This window comes from Polynucleobacter brandtiae (assembly GCF_002797575.1).
GTDB classification, from domain to species: domain Bacteria; phylum Pseudomonadota; class Gammaproteobacteria; order Burkholderiales; family Burkholderiaceae; genus Polynucleobacter; species Polynucleobacter brandtiae.
In genome coordinates this window covers 126,289-148,044 of sequence record NZ_PGTX01000001.1, presented here as the reverse complement: position 1 = coordinate 148,044, position 21,756 = coordinate 126,289, and the positions used below count along the sequence as shown (strand labels likewise).

The 21,756-nt window shown below is 46.0% G+C and carries 13 protein-coding genes and 2 tRNA genes; 3 read left to right on the top strand and 12 right to left on the bottom strand.

The genetic code is table 11. The annotated features are described in order from the left end of the window. Positions 1-2,586, top strand: a complete 2,586-nt coding sequence (locus B0G85_RS00765; RefSeq protein ID WP_100378541.1) for a bifunctional aconitate hydratase 2/2-methylisocitrate dehydratase — start codon at positions 1-3, stop codon at positions 2,584-2,586. An 80-nt stretch (positions 2,587-2,666) separates the two neighbouring features. On the opposite strand, the gene B0G85_RS00760 is transcribed toward B0G85_RS00765, so the two are convergent. From B0G85_RS00760 to B0G85_RS00750, 3 genes are read right to left on the bottom strand one after another with little or no spacing between them, the layout of a single operon-like run. Further along, positions 2,667-3,422 carry a spermine/spermidine synthase domain-containing protein gene (locus tag B0G85_RS00760; protein ID WP_198508663.1) on the bottom strand — a complete coding sequence of 252 codons (756 nt, stop codon included), beginning with the start codon at positions 3,420-3,422 and terminating at the stop codon, positions 2,667-2,669. A 12-nt stretch (positions 3,423-3,434) separates the two neighbouring features. After that, positions 3,435-7,469 carry a phosphoribosylformylglycinamidine synthase gene (purL, locus tag B0G85_RS00755; protein ID WP_100378539.1) on the bottom strand — a complete coding sequence of 1,345 codons (4,035 nt, stop codon included), beginning with the start codon at positions 7,467-7,469 and terminating at the stop codon, positions 3,435-3,437. 21 nt (positions 7,470-7,490) lie between these two features. After that, positions 7,491-8,171 carry an ABC transporter ATP-binding protein gene (locus B0G85_RS00750; protein WP_100378538.1) on the bottom strand — a complete coding sequence of 227 codons (681 nt, stop codon included), beginning with the start codon at positions 8,169-8,171 and terminating at the stop codon, positions 7,491-7,493. Between the two features lie 77 nt (positions 8,172-8,248). Here B0G85_RS00750 and B0G85_RS00745 point away from each other — a divergent pair, with 77 nt between their 5' ends. Then, positions 8,249-8,851: an arylesterase gene (locus B0G85_RS00745; RefSeq protein WP_232725877.1), complete on the top strand. Its 603-nt coding sequence runs from the start codon at positions 8,249-8,251 to the stop codon at positions 8,849-8,851. Here B0G85_RS00745 and B0G85_RS00740 read toward each other — a convergent pair. The 9 genes from B0G85_RS00740 to ispD form a co-directional block, all read right to left on the bottom strand. Continuing rightward, a complete protein-coding gene (locus tag B0G85_RS00740; protein ID WP_100378536.1) occupies positions 8,848-10,314 on the bottom strand; it encodes a peptidylprolyl isomerase in 1,467 nt (488 codons plus the stop codon). The two genes, B0G85_RS00745 and B0G85_RS00740, sit on opposite strands and share 4 nt — an antisense overlap. A 113-nt stretch (positions 10,315-10,427) precedes the next feature. After that, positions 10,428-10,503 (bottom strand) — tRNA-Val (locus B0G85_RS00735). 106 nt (positions 10,504-10,609) lie between these two features. After that, entirely contained in the window at positions 10,610-13,042 is a 2,433-nt protein-coding gene (gene lon / locus B0G85_RS00730; RefSeq protein ID WP_100378535.1) for an endopeptidase La, read from the bottom strand. Positions 13,043-13,220: 178 nt separating this feature from the next. Further along, positions 13,221-14,582, bottom strand: a complete 1,362-nt coding sequence (gene clpX / locus B0G85_RS00725; RefSeq protein ID WP_100378534.1) for an ATP-dependent Clp protease ATP-binding subunit ClpX — start codon at positions 14,580-14,582, stop codon at positions 13,221-13,223. 61 nt (positions 14,583-14,643) lie between these two features. Further along, positions 14,644-15,273: an ATP-dependent Clp endopeptidase proteolytic subunit ClpP gene (clpP, locus tag B0G85_RS00720; RefSeq protein WP_100378533.1), complete on the bottom strand. Its 630-nt coding sequence runs from the start codon at positions 15,271-15,273 to the stop codon at positions 14,644-14,646. Positions 15,274-15,331: 58 nt separating this feature from the next. Next, the gene (tig, locus tag B0G85_RS00715) at positions 15,332-16,669 is read right to left on the bottom strand and encodes a trigger factor (RefSeq protein WP_100378532.1); all 1,338 of its coding nucleotides are present in this window, start codon (positions 16,667-16,669) and stop codon (positions 15,332-15,334) included. 56 nt (positions 16,670-16,725) lie between these two features. Beyond that, positions 16,726-16,812: transfer RNA gene (locus tag B0G85_RS00710), tRNA-Leu, on the bottom strand. Between the two features lie 82 nt (positions 16,813-16,894). Then, on the bottom strand, positions 16,895-17,398 hold the full coding sequence (ispF, locus tag B0G85_RS00705) for a 2-C-methyl-D-erythritol 2,4-cyclodiphosphate synthase (protein WP_100378531.1): 504 nt from the start codon (positions 17,396-17,398) through the stop codon (positions 16,895-16,897). A gap of 19 nt (positions 17,399-17,417) precedes the next feature. Then, entirely contained in the window at positions 17,418-18,170 is a 753-nt protein-coding gene (ispD, locus tag B0G85_RS00700) for a 2-C-methyl-D-erythritol 4-phosphate cytidylyltransferase (RefSeq protein ID WP_198508662.1), read from the bottom strand. Between the two features lie 23 nt (positions 18,171-18,193). Between ispD and mfd the strand changes: the two genes are divergently transcribed. After that, complete coding sequence (mfd, locus tag B0G85_RS00695) at positions 18,194-21,751, top strand: transcription-repair coupling factor (protein WP_100378529.1); 3,558 nt, start codon at positions 18,194-18,196, stop codon at positions 21,749-21,751. Positions 21,752-21,756 lie beyond the last annotated feature (5 nt).

Below are 21,756 nucleotides of genomic sequence, written 5' to 3'. Positions count from 1 at the left end.
ATGCTAGAAGCCTACAACGTCAAACTTGCCGAACGCACGGCCCTTGGTATACCTGCACTTCCTTTGACAAAGGATCAAACAGCGGAGCTGATTGGTTTGTTGAAGAACCCACCAGCAGGCAAAGAAAATGAATTGTTAGATCTCATTACCAACCGTGTACCTGCTGGAGTAGACGAGGCGGCTAAAGTAAAAGCTGAATTTTTGGATGCGCTTGCAAAAGGCACTGAAAAATCACCGCTCATTTCCCGTATTCAAGCTACGCAATTATTGGGTACGATGCTTGGGGGTTACAACATCAAGCCACTAGTTGAGCTGCTATCCGATTCAGAATGCTCAGCCACGGCGGCAGCTGCCCTCAAGAAAACCCTGTTGATGTTTGACTACTTCCATGATGTTCAAGAGCTTGCTGAAAAAGGTAATGTCTACGCTAAGGAAGTGATGCAAAGCTGGGCAGATGCTGAGTGGTTTACAAACCGAGCCCCCGTACCAGAGAGCATGAAGCTCACCGTATTCAAAGTCACTGGTGAAACTAATACAGATGATTTGTCCCCTGCTCCGGATGCTTGGAGTCGCCCTGATATCCCCCTGCATGCCACTATCATGCTAAAGAATCCTCGGCCTGGTATTGATCCAGATGAGGTCGGTGTGCGTGGACCAATGAGGCAAATTGAAGCCCTGCAGAAAAAAGGGAATCAGATTGCTTATGTAGGCGATGTGGTTGGAACTGGATCGTCGCGAAAATCTGCCACTAACTCGGTGTTGTGGTGGACCGGTCAAGATATCCCCTTCGTTCCTAACAAGCGATTTGGAGGTGTTTGTCTTGGTGGCAATATTGCCCCGATCTTCTTTAATACCATGGAGGATTCTGGCGCCCTGCCAATCGAACTCGATGTCTCTCAAATGAATATGGGCGACGAGATTGAATTGCAACCCTATGCAGGTAAAGCATTTAAAAATGGTCAAGAAATTGCCGCATTTTCACTCAAGTCTCCTGTAATTTTGGATGAAGTGCGTGCCGGTGGGCGTATCCCACTGATCATTGGACGTGGATTGACGGCGAAAGCGCGAGCAGCACTTGGCTTACCTGCTTCTACTGAATTCCGTGTGCCAGTAAGTCCGCCTGACAACAAAAAAGGCTTCACCTTAGCCCAGAAAATGGTCGGCCGTGCATGTGGCTTACCTGAGGGCCAAGGAATTCGCCCAGGGACTTATTGCGAGCCTCATATGACTACTGTCGGCTCTCAGGATACTACTGGTCCAATGACGCGTGATGAGTTGAAAGATCTAGCTTGTTTAGGTTTCTCCTCTGATTTAGTCATGCAATCTTTCTGTCATACATCTGCCTATCCAAAGCCAGTAGATATTCGTACTCAACATGAGCTGCCCGCTTTTATGACCAATCGTGGTGGCGTTTCATTGCGCCCGGGTGATGGTGTTATTCATAGTTGGCTCAATCGCCTGCTGTTACCAGATACTTGCGGTACTGGTGGTGATAGCCACACCCGCTTTCCAATTGGCATTTCCTTTCCGGCCGGCTCAGGTTTAGTGGCCTTTGCGGCTGCAACGGGTGTTATGCCCCTAGATATGCCAGAGTCAGTCTTAATTCGCTTTAAGGGCAAGATGCAGCCTGGCATCACCTTGCGTGATCTGGTAAACGCAATTCCTTTGTATGCCATCAAGAAGGGCTTATTAACGGTTGCTAAGCAAGGCAAGAAAAATATTTTCTCAGGTCGCATCTTAGAAATCGAAGGCTTACCAGAGCTAAAAGTTGAGCAAGCTTTTGAACTATCAGACGCTTCTGCAGAGCGCTCTGCTGGCGGCTGTGCGGTTCAGCTAAATAAAGAACCCATTATTGAATATATGCGCTCCAACATCACCCTGATGAAGTGGATGATTGCAAATGGCTATGAGGATAAGCGTACTTTAGGGCGCCGCATTAAAGCAATGGAAGCATGGATTGCTAAGCCAGAGTTGCTTAAGGCAGACGCAAATGCTGACTACGCAGAGATTATTGAAATCGATATGAACGATATCAAAGAACCTATCTTGGCCTGCCCTAACGATCCAGATGATGTGAAATTCTTATCAGAGGTTTCTGGTGCAAAAATTGATGAGGTCTTTATTGGCTCGTGCATGACTAATATCGGCCACTTCCGTGCTGCTGGGCAAGTACTTCAGGGCAAAAAAGACATGCCTACCCGCCTATGGATTGCACCGCCAACCAAAATGGATGCCATGATGTTGATGGAAGAAGGTTACTACGGCATTTTGGGGGCTACTGGTGCACGCATGGAAAGTCCAGGCTGTTCATTATGTATGGGCAATCAAGCGCAGATTCGAAAGGGCTCTACTGCGGTCTCTACTTCAACCCGTAACTTTCCAAACCGTTTAGGAATTGATACCCAGGTATATTTAGCTTCAGCAGAATTAGCTTCTGTTGCTGCCCTGCTAGGTCGTCTACCAACGCCACAGGAGTATTTCGAGCAAGTAGAGTCGTTAAACGCAAAAGCAACTGAGGTTTATCAGTATATGAATTTTGACAAGATCAAGTCATTCAGCGATGTTGCTGATACTGTCGTCGTTTAAATTATTGATTTCCTGTTTCTGGGAAAATAAAAAGGCGATCAAATGATCGCCTTTTTTGATCCCCTGAAAACTTAAATTATTTAGATGGACAGCTTATTTTCTTGATGAGCATTCTCTCGATTCAAACCTGATACCCAAGTATTGGTTGGTAAGCCAGTCTTTTCCATTATTAACTTCGCACGCCTTGATACGTCCTGCCACTCAACACTTAACATGGGCCCTTTAAAAGCAATTGCCACTACGTTGCAGTCATGTGACTCTGGAAATAAGAGTACCCTGTTATCGAAAGCATCACCGATATGATTTAAATTTAAATCAAGGCTTGGGTGACGCGAAAAGAGATTCACTGTAAGAATGCCGGGAGACTTCAAGGCGTTATAGCAGCCTTGGTAAAAATCCAAAGAGCTTGCGCTAGGTCCATCGCAAATCGCATCATATAGATCTACCTGAATTGCATCATAATGATTCTGATAATCATCGTAGCGAACAAATTGCTTGGCATCCATCATGATCGTTTGCAGACGGCGATCGTCACTTGGCGTAGAGAACATGCTCCTAGCCGCAATAATCACCGAAGGATTCATCTCGACAACCGTATTTTTTACAGCCGGACAATATCGATGAGTAAATTTGGTTAATGCTCCGGTGCCAAGGCCAAGTTGAGCAACTCGCATTCCTGGCTTTGTCTCTAAAAAAAGTAACCAGGCCATCATCTGCTGGTTATATTCAAGATAAATTTCATCCGGATCCCGAATGCGCATCGCACCTTGAATTAACTCGCTGCCAAAATGTAGATAACGAATTCCCCCACTTTCAGAAAAGGTTACTGGCTCCATTAGCATAATGAGTTACTTAGCCCAACTACGCGCATTGCGGAACAAGCGCATCCAAGGGCTTGCTCCATCAGGAACATCAAGCCAAGCTGGTGGGCACCAACTCATTTGCGCTGCACGGAAAACACGCTCAGGGTGCGGCATCATTACAGTAAAGCGGCCATCAGCCGTAGTTACGCCAGTCAACCCACCAGGTGATCCATTGGGATTCATGGGATAAGTTTCAGTCGGCATACCCTGATGATCCACAAAACGTAAAGTACTTAATCCCTGCTGCTTAATTGAATCTAAATTTCCTTGCAAGCTAAAGTTGGCAAATCCCTCACCATGGGCGATAGCAATCGGCAGATGGCTGCCTTCCATCCCCTGAGTAAATATAGAGGGTGAGGACATCACCTCTGCCATCACAAAGCGCGCTTCGTATTGCTCAGATTGATTGCGGGTAAATTTAGGCCAGGCTTGTGCGCCAGGAATGATTCCAGAAAGATTACTCATCATTTGGCAACCGTTACAGACCCCCAAAGCAAAACTTTCCTCGCGATTGAAGAAAGTGGAAAACTGGTCACGCAATTGGTTATTAAATAGGATGGTTTTGGCCCACCCTTCACCAGCGCCCAATACATCGCCGTAACTGAAGCCACCGCAAGCAACCAAACCACGGAAATCAGCTAAGTTGGCTTTCCCGGAAAGCAGGTCAGACATATGGACATCATAGCTATCAAAACCAGCCCAACTCATGGCATAGGCCATTTCAACATGAGAGTTAACGCCCTGCTCACGTAAAATCGCTAGCTTAGGTCTAACGTTCTTATTAATGAATGGTGCAGCAAGGTCATCCCTAGGATCGAATGTCAGCTTAGGGGACATACCAGCATCAGCAAGATTGTCCAGTAAGGCAAACTCACTATCCGCACAATCTGGGTTGTCACGCAAACGTGCGATTTGATAGCTGGTATTGCCCCACATCTTTTGCAAAACCACACGGGGCTCAGCAAAAATATTTTTTGCATCACGCCAAATTTCAATTCGTCCATTCGCATTGGGTTTTGCAATAACGTGACTGCAGGCACTTAAGTCTAACTTTCGAAGCGTCGCAAATACAGCATCACGGTCTGCTTTGCGTATCTGAATAACAGCGCCCAACTCTTCGTTAAACAGCGCGCGCAGTGTTTGCTCGTGGCGTCGACCAGAAACTTGGTCAGCCCAGTTTTTGGCGTCTCCCCAGTCTTGCTCTTGACCGAGGTCGACCGCGATCATATCAACATTGATGGAGATCCCACAATGAGAGGCAAATGCCATTTCAGCAATACAGGCTAGTAAGCCGCCATCAGAACGATCGTGATAGGCCAACAGCATTTGTTGCTGACGTAATTCAATGATTGCTGCAGCCAAGGATTTGAGATCCTGCGGCTGATCAACGTTAGGTGCAGACCTACCAGATTGGTTGAGTACTTGAGCCAAGATGCTACCAGCCATCCGATTCTGACTTCGGCCTAGGTCAATTAAGATCAACTCCGTTTCAATAGGCTGTCCCGCAGCATCCTTCAGCACCAATAAGGGGGTGGATGTTTTTCGCACATCCTGAACAGAAGCAAATGCAGAAATAATCAGCGAGACTGGTGAAACTACAGCCTTAGATTGACCCCCCTCTTTCCAGGCCGTTGCCATCGATAGGGAATCTTTGCCTACTGGTATAGAAATACCTAATGCGGGGCATAATTCCATGCCAATAGCGGCAACAGAGTCATACAACTTAGCATCTTCACCAGGGCTACCACATGCAGCCATCCAATTAGCAGAGAGCTTTACATCTTCTAGACGACGAATATCCGCAGCTAGCAAATTAGTAATAGCTTCTCCAACCGCCATTTTTGCTGCTGCTGGTGCATTAATAACAGCCAAAGGAGTACGCTCACCCATTGACATCGCTTCACCACGATAGCCTTTGTAATCCATCAACGTTACAGCGCAATCCGCTACAGGAACTTGCCATGGGCCAACAAAAGGATCGCGGGCATTTAAGCCGCCAACCGTACGATCGCCGATCGTGATTAAGAAAGACTTACTAGCAACCGTTGGCTGTTGCAAGACCCAGGCAATACACTGAGCCAAGTCAGCATCAGTGACATTAAGCTCATCAAAATTCTGCTCTACTCGTTGAACATCACGATGCATTCGCGGAGGCTTCCCCAGAAGCACTTCCATTGGCATATCAATTGGCATCGCTGCATCAGTTCCAGTAGCCTCTTTGCTATCGCTTAACTGCAGTTGACGCTCAGTTGTAGCTTCACCAACCACGGCAAATGGGCAACGCTCACGTTCGCATAGAGCAGTTAATAAATCAAGATCTTTTGAGTCAATAGCTAAGACATATCGTTCTTGAGATTCATTACACCAAATCTCAGCAGGGCTCATGCCGCTCTCTTCAAGAGGAACATTGCGCAACTTAAATTGTGCCCCTAGGCCTGCACCGTCTGCCAACTCAGGAAAGGCATTGGATAAACCACCCGCTCCAACATCATGAATAGAAACTATGGGATTACCTTCTCCCATTGCACAGCAGGCGTTAATCACTTCTTGCGCTCGACGCTCCATCTCAGGGTTACCTCGCTGAACAGAATCAAAATCCAAGTCTGCGGTATTGGTGCCCGTAGCGACAGAGCTTCCAGTTGCCCCGCCCATACCAATACGCATACCAGGGCCGCCTAGCTGAATAAATAGATGCCCTGCTTTAATTTCTTTTTTAGCCGTATGGATCGAATCAATACTGCCAATACCACCCGCAATCATGATCGGCTTATGATAGCCGCGACGAACACCCTCTAGTGTTTGCTCAAATACGCGAAAATAGCCACCTAGTATTGGACGTCCAAATTCATTATTAAAAGCAGCTCCACCTAAGGGGCCATCAATCATAATTTGCAAAGGTGCTGCAATTCGATCTGGCTTTCCATAGCGCTCTGCTTCCCAAGGAAAATCGGTGCCAGGAATATTTAAGTTTGATACTGTAAAACCCGTTAAGCCTGCTTTTGGGCGACCACCAATGCCAGTGGCACCCTCATCACGAATCTCACCGCCGGCACCAGTAGAGGCCCCTGGAAAAGGCGCTATAGCCGTAGGATGATTATGAGTTTCTACTTTCATTAGGGTATGAACAAGACGAGTATCTTTTTCATAATGGTGGTCTACGCCTTTCGCGGACCATGTCTCAGATTCACAACCAACCATCACGGCAGAGTTATCAGAGTAAGCAACAATTGTGCCCTCAGGCTGCAGTTGATGCGTATTACGAATCATTGCAAATAATGATTTCTCTTGATCATCGCCATCAATTGTCCAGGTGGAATTAAAAATCTTATGACGACAATGCTCGCTATTAGCCTGCGCAAACATGATGAGCTCGACATCTGTTGGATTGCGCTCGAGACGAATAAAATTCTCAGTCAAGTAAATAATTTCATCATCTGATAGTGCTAGCCCTAACTCTTGATTTGCCTTGTCTAAAGCTGACTTACCTTCGCTGAGTATCAAAATACGCTTAAACGGGCGATCAGCTAAAGTTTGATACAAGGCGCTAGCTTGATCTATATGCGTGATGAGTGTTTCGGTCATACGATCGTATAACGCAGTGAAAACTTGCTGCTCTTGTTCTGCGCTGAGGTTCTTTTTGGACTGGAAGGTGTATTCAATACCCCGCTCAATACGCAAAATATTTAGTCCGCATTGACGAGCAATGTCGGTTGCTTTACTTGCCCACGGTGAAACAGTTCCAAAGCGGGGAATCGAGATCGAACTGTTTCTCGCATTAGGCTTACCAAAAAGCGTGGTTCCAGACTTTGGATTGGCCTTAAAAGGCTGGCCGTAAGTAAGTAAGCTTTCGAGTATCGTTTTATCTTGAGGGCTAAGCTCCACCTCAGTCCAAATGAAATGGAGATATTGCGCCTCAATAGACTCAAGATCGATACCTTGTGCCACAAGTGTGGCTACAAGTCGCTGTTGGCGAAAGGCGGAAAGGGCATTAGCCCCTGGCAAGCAAGTGTATGAAAACATCCCTAGATTATAAGGTTTTGATTAAATCAATCGACCACCTTGAAGTTGTAATTGGCGTTCGCACCGTACGGCCAAAGTCTGGTCATGGGTGACCAAAACTAAAGTTGATAAATTCACAAGATTTAGCTCAAAAAGGAGCTCAATTACCCGCTTACCGCTAGCTTCGTCCAAACTGCCCGTTGGCTCGTCAGCAAACAGAATTGCCGGCTCATTAATAAAAGCCCGAGCCAATGCGACACGCTGTTGCTCACCCCCTGAAAGGGTTCTGGGAAAGTGGTGCAGCCGATCTCCTAAACCCACCTTTTCTAGCCACATCTGGGCCGACTCTTTAGCCTCAGACTGCTTGACTCCTGCCAATTCCATGGGCAACATCACGTTTTCCATTGCATTTAAGTGCGGTAGTAATTGAAAAGATTGGAAAACAAACCCGATATGCTGCCCCCGCAATTGGGCGCGGCCATCCTCATCCAATCCGTTTAAGCTGTTACCCATTAGGCTGACACCCCCAGAAGATGGAAGATCTAAGCCCGCTAAAAGGCTTAATAAGGTACTTTTACCAGACCCAGATGCGCCAACGATAGCCACGCTTTCCCCGGAAAAAATCTCAAAGCAAATGTCGTGCAAAATGCTGAGGTCACCATCGCTTGTTTTCACCGTCTTTGACAGATGATCGGCAATGATGGATTTAAATGCTTTATTCATAGAAAGATTTTCAAGTAAGAATGCGTAATCCAGCCTTTAACTTTACAACATGGCTAGCCAGTCTATTTTGCCTGTTTATGAGCATTCACTGTTGGGCACAAACAAATCCAGTTATTTTGGTTCTAGGAGATAGCCTCTCTGCAGAGTACGGTATTCCGCGAGGAACAGGGTGGACTCATCAATTGGAAAAAAAACTGCAGCAGGATGCTAGCCCTTGGTCACTTTTCAATGCCAGCATCAGTGGCGAAACGACTTCAGGCGGCGTATCACGACTGCCAACACTTCTCGTGCAAAAAAAACCAGGAATTATGATGATTGAGTTGGGCGCAAACGATGCCCTTCGTGGTTTACCGATTGCCCAAACGGAAAAAAATCTACGCAAGATGATTCTTGATAGCAAACAAGCCGGCGCAAAGGTTTTGCTTTTTGGAATGCAGATACCGCCGAACTATGGCCAAGCTTATACAAAGCAATTTAAAGATCTCTACACTACACTTGCACAAGAGCAAAAAGTAGAGCTTTTACCCTTCTTTTTAAATGGAGTTGCCACTAATCCTGGGCTGTTTCAGGCGGATCGATTACATCCGAATGTAGAAGCTCAGACCATTCTCTATAAAAACGTATGGGGCGCAATGGCCCCATATTTAAATCTGCTCAAGAAATCAACTGGGGTAAATTAACTACCCGCACCACCGGCATTAGCCTGCTTCAGAGGATTAATTACTTTGACCCCAGCACTGTTCCGCCAGTAGGCCATAAAACCGGCAAACTCGGATTGCGCTGCCAGCGCCTGGATTTGTTGGGCCTGGGCTTTGCGCGCCTTAGCATCAATACTAGCCGGCTGACGAATACCATCAATTCGATAAAGAGTTGCCCCAACACCCGGATTGGAAACAGAGATTACCGCTGGCAAAGTACCGGGATTAACAGACATCACATCATCAATAGCTTGACCTACTAAACTACCTGGCTTGTTACGAGAAATCCATACTGATGAGGCGAATCCTGTGGAACTCTTAGGGGATTTTTCCAAAGACGATAATTTTTCTGAGGCTGCGGCCAAGGCTAACTTTTCAGCCATACGCAGGCTAACTTGACGCTTAACTTCAGCGGAAACCTCGCTCAAAGGTAGGATTTGTGCTGGATGCAATATCACCACTCGAGCCGATACAAATACTCCGGGTGATATTTGAACGGCTTCAGTGTTGCGTTTATTTTTTAGGGCCTCATCACCAAATAAGGATTGCAGCACCTTGGGATTGGCAAGAGGATGATCCCTGGATACACCGGCAGCACCAGCACGCGTGACCCCCTTTTGAGATTGAATACTAAGCTTAAGCTTATCGGCAGCTGGCTTTAAGCTATCCGCCTGATCGTAAGTGATATTGGCAAACTGATCGGCTTTTTCACTAAAGGACTTAGCATCCTCTTTTGGCTCTGCTTTAAGTACAAGATATTCCACATCTACATATTCAGGACGCTCAAAAAGCTTTGCATTGGCTTGATAGAAAGTCTGCAAATCTTCCGGGCTAGGATTAACCTTGCTTAAATAGTCTTTGACATTAAATTCCATTGCCTGAACTTCTCTCTCAGTCTCATAGAGTGAAGAAATTACTTCAGCTAGCTTAGGGCTGCCTAATTCTGTTCGTGCAACCGAGTTCACTAATTGCTGAATTTTTAAATCAAAACTTTGACCTGCATAAAATTGCTCTTCATTCATGCCGTTGCCAGCTAATAATTGCTTAAAACGCGCATCATCAAAGCTGCCATCTTGGCGGTATAAGGCGCGTATCTGCGGGATTTTTTGTAGGCTACTTACCAACTCCTGCTTGCCAACTTGAAGACGTAAGTCACTTACTGCATAACCCAAAATTCTTTGTTGCAGTAGCTCGTTTAAGATCGCCTGCCGAAAAGGGAGGCTTTGGGCAATTTGGGCACTACCCCCTACTCGCTCGGCTTGGCGCTTAGCGGCGCCATCGACTTCCTGAGCGGTTATAGGCTTTCCATTCACCTTAACAATGTCGGTTTCCTTGTCCATAAAGCTTGAGTAACTAGAAATGCCAAACAATGCAAATGACGGAACAATAAAGAGCATCAATATGAACTGGAGAATTTTTTGGTGTTTACGTACGGCATCAAACATAAATTAATCGCTAAGTAATGAAGTTAATAGTATGACTGTACTGGGCATAAGAGTCTAGGTGAACTAGAAAGCCTGAAAGAGATTCACGTACGGGTAGAAAACGATTGGGAAACTGGTGGGCGCTGACGGGATCGAACCGCCGACATTCTGCGTGTAAGGCAGACGCTCTACCATCTGAGCTAAGCGCCCCAATTAATACAAACGATATTGTAACCTAGTGGAAAGGCAAGTGAAGGGTTCTTGATCTGCGACCTCATTAGATACGAAGCCATACCGATCAAAAACCCCTCAAGCCCTAATGCTTACGGATCTCTCCAGTAACAACTTTTTCATTGGCCTTGCTAGCTTCACTAGCTTTTCTGGCCAGCTCCTCCGGCGTTGGATCGGGCAAGGCGACTGGTTTTCGCTCCAAAGCTAGCTCAAGCACCTTATCAATCCATCGCACTGGAACAATCTCAATCGCATTCTTAACATTGTCAGGAATATCAATTAAATCCTTGACGTTTTCTTCCGGGATCAAAGCTAGCTTGATACCACCGCGGTGGGCTGCCAAGAGCTTTTCTTTTAAGCCACCAATGGGCAAGACTTCACCACGCAAGGTAATCTCACCAGTCATTGCTACATCAGATCGAATGGGGATGCCTGCTAAGACCGATACCAGAGCGGTAGTAATAGCGATACCCGCTGAAGGACCATCTTTAGGAGTAGCTCCATCAGGAAAGTGAATGTGAATATCTTTTTTCTCAAATGACTCATCGGCGATACCAAGACTGCGTGCTCTGGAGCGAACCACGGTACGAGCAGCCTCAACAGATTCCTTCATTACATCGCCAATAGAGCCTGTACGTGTAATGACGCCTTTACCGGGCATTACCGCCGCCTCAATAGTAAGAAGATCACCACCCACCTCAGTCCAGGCTAAGCCCGTAACCTGACCAATTTGATTTTCCTTGGCAGCTAAACCAAAGTCATAAATGCGCACAGATAAGAATTTCTCAAGATTATCTGCATTTACCGTGATCGGTGCAGACTCTTTTTTCAAGAGCAAAAGCTTCACAACCTTACGACAGATCTTGTTGATTTCACGCTCTAAAGATCGAACACCAGCCTCACGAGTGTAGTAGCGGATCATGCTGCGTACTGCACTTTCCTCGATATGTAGTTCGCCTTTTTTCAGGCCATTATTTTTAATCTGCTTGGGGATTAAATAATTGGTGGCGATACTAGTTTTTTCATCCTCTGTATAGCCCGCAAGACGAATAATTTCCAGGCGATCCAATAGTGGGCCTGGGATATTCAAGGAATTTGAGGTTGCTACAAACATCACGTCTGACAAATCAAAATCTACTTCGACATAGTGATCTTGAAAGGTATGGTTTTGCTCTGGATCAAGGACCTCAAGCAATGCACTCGCCGGGTCACCGCGGAAATCCATACCCATCTTATCTACTTCATCGAGCAGAAATAAAGGATTGCGCACACCCACTTTAGTCAAGCTCGACAAAATCTTTCCGGGCATTGATCCAATATAAGTGCGTCGATGACCACGAATTTCAGATTCATCACGAACGCCACCTAAAGCCATACGGACAAATTTTCGATTAGTGGCCCTGGCAATCGATTGACCTAAAGAGGTCTTACCAACGCCAGGAGGACCAACTAAACAGAGAATAGGCGCCTTTACCCGATCAACCCGCTGTTGAACCGCGAGATACTCCAAAATACGCTCTTTAACTTTATCAAGACCGTAGTGATCTTCATCTAGCACTTTTTCAGCATTAGTAAGGTCGTTATTAATCTTGGTTTTTTTCTTCCAAGGCAGATTTACTAACGTATCAATGAAATTACGAATGACTGTTGCTTCTGCTGACATGGGCGACATGAGTTTGAGTTTTTTTAACTCAGATTCTGCTTTTTTAAGGGCTTCCTTTGGCATACGGGCTGCTTTAATGCGCTTCTCAAGTTCCTCTAAATCAGCGCCCTCTTCGCCTTCACCCAATTCTTTCTGTATGGCTTTCACTTGCTCATTTAAGTAGTATTCGCGTTGACTCTTCTCCATCTGGCGTTTTACACGGCCACGAATACGCTTCTCTACTTGCAGGATGTCAATTTCACTTTCAAGATCGGCCAAAAGACTCTCGAGGCGCTTTACTACATCAATCATTTCCAATAAGCGCTGCTTCTGCTCTAGCTTCACTGGCAGATGAGCGCAAATGGTATCAGCCAATCGACTAGGATCATCAATGCCACCAAGCGAAGCCAGAATCTCTTGAGGCACTTTCTTATTGAGTTTTACGTACTGATCAAACTGAGCCATGATGGCGCGGCGCAAGGCCTCGGTCTCGTGTGCATCCATCGCGCTAGCGATTGTGGGTGTGGCCTCACATGCAAAGTAGCCTAAACTGTCTTCAACCTGGCTTACTTGAGCACGCTGAATACCCTCAACTAATACTTTTACAGTGCCATCAGGCAGCTTTAACATCTGAAGGACATTGGCAATGCAGCCAACATCATAAAGATCATCAACGCTAGGCTCATCTTCCGCAGCTGCCTTTTGGGCTACCAACAGAATATTTTTGCCGGTTTCCATAGCCGCTTCGAGTGCTTTGATCGATTTTGGGCGCCCCACAAATAAAGGGATCACCATATGGGGGAAAACCACCACATCCCTTAAGGGAAGTAATGGCAATTGAATCGGTTCAGAGGGTAGTAATAAGTGGCCAGGCATAAGGCAATTCCTCCAAAATGGTCAATCCATGAAATTCTCTAAAAATTCCGCACCACTAGATACGGACATTAATAGCAAACAGGATACTACCTATATGGGTACCCAGAATAAGAAAACAAGGGGGAAATACAGCAAAAACGATTAAAAATCGTACTAAACTGCCAAAAAAGTGAAAAAATTAAGCTTTTTTAACCAATTCAGCAGTTTCAGAATCCTGTTTGTAGACTAGGATTGGTTTTCCACCGTCTTGGATGGAAGATTCGTCTATCACTACCTTCTGGACATTCTTCAATGAAGGAAGGTCATACATGACGTCCATCAAAGAGCCTTCAAGAATGGAGCGTAAACCACGGGCACCCGTCTTGCGAGCAATTGCCTTCTTAGCAATGGCGGATAAGGCGGTAGTGCGCACCTCAAGATCTGAGCCTTCCATTGTCAAAAGCGCTTGATATTGTTTAATCAAAGCATTTTTCGGCTCAGTCAAAATCTGAATTAAGGCTGCTTCATCTAGCTGAGCCAAAGTCGCTACAACTGGTAAACGGCCAATGAGTTCAGGTATTAAGCCAAATTTAATTAAATCTTCTGGCTCAACCTCAACCAAAAGATCGCTGATTCCACGATCATCTTTGCCGGGTACGGTTGCATTGAAGCCGATGCCGGTCTTTGCAGAGCGCTGCTGAATGACCTTCTCAAGACCATCAAATGCACCACCGCAAATAAACAGAATGTTGGTGGTATCTACTTGCAAGAAGTCTTGATTGGGATGCTTGCGGCCGCCCTGAGGGGGAACTGATGCCATAGTGCCCTCAACCAGCTTTAGCAAGGCTTGCTGTACACCCTCACCCGATACATCGCGAGTGATGGATGGATTGTCTGATTTACGAGAAATCTTATCGATTTCATCAATGTAGACGATACCGCGCTGGGCTTTTTCTACGTTGTAGTCACAAGCTTGCAGTAATTTTTGAATGATATTCTCAACATCTTCACCAACATAACCAGCCTCAGTTAAGGTGGTTGCATCAGCCATTACAAAAGGCACGTCGAGCATGCGAGCTAAAGTCTGGGCTAATAATGTTTTGCCAGAACCTGTTGGCCCGATCAATAAAATATTACTCTTGGCTAACTCAACACCATCAACCATTGCTTTAGCTGGAACTTTAGACTGCTTCTTGTCGGCCGCTTCAGTTGGCTTGCCGTCTTTATCTAACTTTTCTTTTTTAGGCTTAGGCAAATACTGCAAACGCTTGTAGTGGTTATAAACCGCGACCGCAAGGGTTTTCTTGGCGTGATCTTGCCCTATCACATACTGATCTAAATTCTCACGAATTTGATGGGGCGTTGGTAAAGACGCATTTCCATCTTCTTTAGGAAGATTCGCTAACTCTTCTTGAATAATATCGGTGCACAGATCAATACATTCATCACAAATAAAAACAGATGGGCCTGCGATCAGTTTTTTAACTTCATGCTGACTTTTACCGCAAAAAGAGCAATACAGAATCTTGTCCGTGCTGCTAGTGATATTTGTATCGCTCAAGTAGTTAACCTAAATAATGAAGTGCAGAAAATATAATGTGATGAGGGGCGCTAAAGAATAATTAAGGACGCTTGTCGATCACTTTATCGATCAGGCCATATGACTCAGCTTGCTCAGCAGACATAAAATTATCGCGATCGGTATCCTTGGCAATTGTTTCAATAGATTGACCGGTACGATCTGACAGGATTTTATTCAAACGTTCACGTAAATACAAAATCTCTCGTGCTTGAATTTCAATATCAGAGGCCTGACCACGGGCGCCACCTAATGGCTGGTGAATCATGACTCGAGAATTGGGCAATGCATAGCGCTTACCCTTTTCACCAGCGCACAACAAGAACGCCCCCATACTGGCAGCCATACCCATGCATAAGGTACTGACATGGGGCTTGATGAATTGCATTGTGTCGTAAATAGCTAGGCCAGCAGAAACAGAGCCACCAGGAGAATTGATATACAGAGAAATCTCTTTGTCGGGATTTTCACTCTCTAGAAATAATAGCTGAGCGATAACCAGATTGGCAGTTTGATCGTTGACTTCACCAACCAAAAACACGACACGCTCTCGCAGGAGGCGGGAATAGATGTCGTAAGCACGCTCGCCTCTTCCAGAGGTTTCGATCACCATGGGAACCAGACCCAAACCTTGGGGCTCTAAATAATCAGATTGGAATTGATTCTGGTTCATATGGACAAGCCTTTATTGATAGTGACAGAGAGACAATTTAACGATAAATCAACAAGCATTAATTAAGCTTACTTAATTCTTCAAAGGTTACTGCTTTGTCAACAACCTTTGCCTTCGAAGTAAAGTACTTAATGACATTATCTTCAAGCACCAAGTTTTCCATATCTTTGAGGCGGCTAGGGTTGCTATAGAACCAGCGAACCACCTCTTTAGGATCTTCATAAGTTGCCGCTTGCTCATCAATCTCGGCTTTAATTTGATCTGCAGTAGCTGCTAAGCCCTGCTGCTTCACAAGCTCACTCAAAATGAGTCCAAGACGAACACGTTTCAGTGCCTGTTCAGCAAACATCTCAGCAGGAATAGGTGCATCTTTCGCGTTTGGAATGCCGCGCTGGATGAGATCTTGGCGTGCAGAGTCTACTAAACGCTCTTGCTCTTGTGCGACTAAAGTTTTTGGCACATCTAGCTCACATAGACCATTGAGCTTATCCATTACCTCGCCTTTTAACAAAGAAGTAATGCGACGCTTGGTTTCACGATCAAGATTTTCTTTTACTTCTGCGCGCATCTTAGCAACGCCGCCTTCAGTAACACCAAGAGACAATGCAAATGCATCATCAATTGCCGGGAGGTGCGCCCAATTTACAGACTTCACCGTGATCGTAAAGTCAGCCGTCTTACCAGCTACATCTTTACCGTGGTAATCCGCTGGAAAGCTTAATGGGAAAGTTTTGCTCTCCCCAGCTTTCAAGCCTAGGGTTGCGGCTTCAAACTCAGGGAGCATACGACCTTCGCCAAGAACGTATTCGAAGTTTTCTGCCTTACCGCCTGCGAACTCTACACCGTCAATCTTACCAACGAAATCAATTACCGCCTGGTCACCAGCTTGAGCGGCAGTATCAGCGCCGCCATCTCCATGGTGCCCAGCTTCGCCACGAGGATGGTAATGAACCTGCTGCTTACGAAGTACATCCAGGGCACGATCAATTTCCGCATCAGAAATGTCAGTTGTGTATTGAGTAACTTCTGCTTTTGTAAAATCACCGATTTTGACTTCAGGCAGTACTTCGAAGTACACGTCAAAAACGATCTTGTCCGCGTCTAGTTCGCTTTTTGGATCAAGGCGAGGTTGACCGGCTAATAAAATTTTATCTTCTTGAGCAACGCCATAAAAGAGTTCAGTAGCTTTGTCGTACTGCAGCTCGAAATCAACCTGCATACCGAATTGCTTTTCGACCATATTCTTGGGCACTTTTCCGGGGCGAAAGCCGGGAGCCTTCATGGTCTTGCCAAGCTTAGCTAAACGCTCATCTCTTGCTTTTACCAAATCGGCACGAGCAAACTCTAAAGTTACTTTGCGGTCCAACAGACCTAAATTTTCTATTTGCGCAGCCATTCTCGTCTCTTCATTAAAATCGGGATATGTGAAGCCCAAGCCAAACATCAAACTTGTGGTGCGAGAAGGGGGACTCGAACCCCCACACCATTTCTGGCGCCAGGACCTAAACCTGGTGCGTCTACCAATTCCGCCATCCTCGCGCTAACATCCCAAAAATTCTGGGGCTTCAGCTTCACTCTAAAGACCGTAATTCTACAATGCTTAGTAGTTTTGGAGGATCTTTTACGGTCTATAGAGCAAAGCTACTACATGAACTGCAATGCCCTCACCCCGACCCAAATGCCCTAATGATTCATTTGTTTTGGCTTTGAGGTTGATACAGCCGGGGGTGACAAATAGATCAGCCGCAATGTTTTGGATCATTTTAGGCAAAAAAGAGGCCAATTTAGGGGCCTGACAAATAATTGTGGCATCGATATTGCCCACCTGAAATCCAGCTGATTGCACCTTTTGTAGTGCGGTTCTGAGCAAGATTCGGCTATCCATGTCTTTAAATTGTGGATCTGTATCGGGGAAAAGTTGACCTATGTCATTTAACCCCGCAGCGCCCAATAATGCATCGGTCAAGGCATGGAGCAAGGCGTCTGCATCGGAGTGGCCCAGTAGGCCCTTGACGCTGGGAACATGGACCCCACCTAAAATCAATTTTCTACCGACAACTAGGGCGTGAACGTCATAGCCCTGGCCAATTCGGAAAGGCGGTGAATGGTGAGTGTTTTGGGTCATAGAGGGGGGGTGCGTCAGTTTATGAAGTTTTCAAAATAGTTTGGATTAACTCCCAGTCAGCTGGGTGCGTCACCTTAAAGTTGCGAGTTTCCCCATGAATCAATAGAGGTTTTGAGCCCGCCAGCTCCATAGCGCTCGCCTCATCCGTCATATCCGCATTAATAAGCATGGCTGCCTTTATGGCATCGTGCAAATCCTGAAGACCAAACATTTGTGGGGTTTGCGCTTGCCAGAGATGATCTCGAGAGATCGTTTTTTGAACGCGGACAGAGCTTCCATCTTGAGGGGAATAGGTTTCCACCATCTTTAGCGTGTCAGCTAGTGGCATTGCAAGTAGACCACCCTCGCCTGTCACAGTAACGCTGTGAATGAGTTTTTGAATCAAAGCAGGCCTTATGCCGGGCCGAGCGGCATCATGAACAAGCACCCAATCATTCTCTGGAATTGCTGATTGCAGCATGGCTACTAAGGTATTAATTACCGTTTCTTGCCTAGTCAGACCTCCAGTTGGCAAAAAATGGGTTGGCTTTGTCATACTCGAGAGAGACTTGAGTATTGGATCCTCAATAAAGGCTGGGCTAATCCCAACCCAGATAGAAGCAATTTCAGGGGTGCTATTAAAGGCATCTAAGGCATAGGAAAGCATTGGCTTGCCGGCAAGCATTTGAAACTGCTTTGGTAAGTCGCCACCAAGGCGAGAGCCAGAGCCCGCTGTTGGCAACAAAGCATGACATCGAGGTGAAGCTGGCGTGGATTGAATTCCGATAGGCATAACTAATTCTATAATGAGTGAAGATGTCCGATGCATTAACACCAACAATCACTACCTTATCCCCTATCCCGGCTCCTCGGGCTGGGCAGCGCTTTACCTATTCCGGGCTGATTGGCTCCGCAGATGCCGCATTAATTGCCCAATCCGCCCTACGCTACCGCTCTGAATTCTCAGTCATGATTGTTTTCTGTGCTCAAGCTCAAGAAGCTCAAAGGTTGCTAGAAGAAATTCCCGCCTTCGCACCTCAGCTTAAAACCCGGCTTTTACCAGATTGGGAAATACTTCCTTACGACCATTTTTCGCCACATCAAGATTTGGTGTCTGAGCGCTTAGCTACCTTGTATGAACTACTGAATGGAAGCTGTGACATTGTTCTAATCCCCGTCACTACCGCCCTGCAAAAGCTGGGCCCACCAAACTTTTTGTCTGGGCATACCTTCTTTTTCAGACAGGGGGACAAACTCGATGATGCGGCGCTAAGGCTACAACTGCAACAGGCGGGCTATGACCCAGTTAGCGCTGTCATGCGTCCTGGTGAATACAGCATTCGAGGCGGCTTAATTGACCTTTTCCCAATGGGATCACCACTGCCTTATCGGCTGGATTTATTTGGTGATGAAATCGAACAGATTAGAGCATTCGATCCAGACACACAGCGCAGCCTCTACCCAGTCAAAGAAATACGCCTACTGCCAGGACATGAATTTCCATTTGATGATGCGTCGCGCACCGCATTTCGTGGACGCTGGCGGGAGGTATTCGAGGGTGACCCCACAAGGTGCTCTATTTATAAAGATGCCAACCTAGGTATTCCGAGTGCCGGAATTGAATCTTATTTACCGCTTTTTTTTGAAGAGTCCTCCAGCGTATTTGATTACTTCCCACGCTCTGGCGATCCCGTATGGATTGTGAGTGCTGGTGATATTGAGGTATCCATTAAAAGCTTCTGGAAAGATACATTAGCTCGGTATGAATTCTTAAAGCATGATTTAGATCGGCCAATACTTCCGCCAAAAGAATTATTTCTTGATGTTGATCAGTTCTTTTCTTCAGCAAAACCAAATGCTCGTCTGGTTCTTGAAAAAGACGATAAGGGTGCAAGCCAATTTTTAGCAGTGCCGGATCTTGCTGTGCATCGCAGGGATACCGATCCTATCAATCGATTGCGCTCGTTGATCTCAAAAGAAAAAACGCGTGTGCTCATTTGCAGTGATAGTGCGGGGCGCAAAGAATCCATTCGAGAGCTGTTTGAGCAGAGTAATGCCGTATCCGGAGTAAATGGCAAATTTCTCTTTCCACTGAAGCCACAGGAATTTGAGGGAATCGCTGACTTTATTAAAAGTGATCTGCTATTTGGACTTGTAACAGCGCCATTGTTTAACGGCTTTACCTGGCCCTCCGAAAATCTCATTGTGGTTACCGAAGCAGAGCTATTCACAGCTACTGCGCGACAACGCCGTAAAGGGAAAGTCAGCGAGAGTTCGGATCCTGAGATGCTCTTTAAGGACCTCTCTGAATTAAATATTGGCGACCCCGTAGTGCATTCTGATCATGGTATCGGTCGCTATCAGGGTCTCGTGCTTTTAAATTTAGCACAGGCAAAAGAGGAGCCTGTCTTTGAGGAATTCCTTCATTTAGTGTACGCAAAAGAAGCAACGCTTTATGTTCCGGTTCAGCAATTGCAGATGGTAACCCGCTACGCTGGATCTGATCCCGATTCTGCTCCGCTGCATCAACTAGGCTCAGGTCAGTGGGATAAAGCTAAACGAAAAGCAGCACAACAAATCCGAGATACGGCAGCAGAGCTGTTGAGTCTCTACGCAGCAAGAGCAATTCGTAAAGGCCATGCTTTTGAGTTCTCTGCACATGACTATGCTGCATTCGCTGAAAGTTTTGGATTTGAAGAAACGCCAGATCAGGCCAACGCTATCGCTGCCGTGATTGCGGATATGACTAGTGGTGCGCCAATGGATCGACTGGTGTGCGGCGATGTTGGCTTTGGTAAGACGGAAGTGGCTTTACGAGCCAGCTTCGTCTCTGTAATGGGTGGCAAGCAAGTGGCTATTCTTGCGCCGACTACCTTATTAGCAGAGCAGCATGTCACAACCTGGAAAGATCGCTTTGCCGATTGGCCTGTAAAAATTGTAGAGTTATCGCGCTTTAAAACCACTAAAGAAATTAACGCCGCTTTAGAGGCTATTGCGAAGGGTGATGCTGACATTATTATCGGTACCCATAAGTTACTGTCCAAAGAAACTAAGTTTGCTAATTTAGGCCTAGTCATTGTGGATGAAGAGCATCGTTTTGGTGTTCGTCAAAAAGAAGCGTTAAAGGCCTTAAGAGCAGAGGTTGATATTTTGACTCTAACTGCGACGCCCATACCCAGAACACTGGGTATGGCAATGGAGGGCCTAAGAGAGCTTTCCATTATTGCTACTGCCCCACAAAAACGCTTGGCCATCAAAACATTTGTGCGTCGCGAAGGCGATAGCATTATTCGGGAAGCCGTCTTACGCGAGATCAAACGAGGTGGGCAAGTCTACTTTCTGCATAACGAAGTAGAGACTATTCAAAATCGTAAACACGCTTTGCAGGAATTAATTCCCGAAGCTAGCATTAGCGTCGCCCACGGCCAAATGCATGAACGCGAATTAGAATCCGTGATGCGAGAGTTTGTTACGCAGCGTACGAATATTTTGCTCTGCACAACTATCATCGAAACTGGCATCGATGTTCCAACAGCCAACACTATCATCATGCATAGGGCCGATAAATTTGGTCTAGCCCAACTGCATCAACTGCGAGGTCGTGTGGGACGATCGCACCATCAAGCCTACGCCTATTTATTGGTACCTGATCCTGAGGCACTTAGTAAGCAAGCCCAACTAAGGCTAAACGCCATTCAAGCGATGGAGGAATTGGGTTCAGGCTTTTATTTAGCTATGCATGATTTAGAAATTCGGGGGGCAGGTGAGGTGCTTGGCGATAAACAGTCTGGTGAAATTCATGAAATTGGTTTCCAGCTTTATACAGAAATGCTCAATCGCGCTGTCAAATCATTGCGCAGTGGCAAAGAGCCAGATCTGCTTTCGCCGCTGCAAGTTACTACTGACGTCAATTTAGGATTACCCGCCCTACTACCAAGTGACTATTGCCCAGACGTCCATGAGCGTCTTTCAATGTATAAACGTTTTGCTAGTACAAGCGATTTTTCTGACCTCATGGGCCTGCGTGAAGAGCTAGTTGACCGCTTCGGAGATTTACCTGATCAGGCCAAATCGTTTTACGAGACCCATCGTTTACGTCTAGAGATGACCGGCTTTGGAATCAAAAAAATAGATGCCACACCAAGCTCTATTCAGATTCAGTTCATCCCCAACCCACCCATTGACCCCATGAAAATCATTCGATTGATTCAGTCATCAAAGTACATCCAACTTAATGGCCAAGATAAGTTAAAAGTGCTTCCGCAAAAGGATAAGGACTTTGAGAAATTAGAACAACGCTTGGAGCATATACGCCGTATCCTTCGAGGATTAAATGAATCGGCTATGCTCAATACGGCAAACGTCACCTCATAAATCAG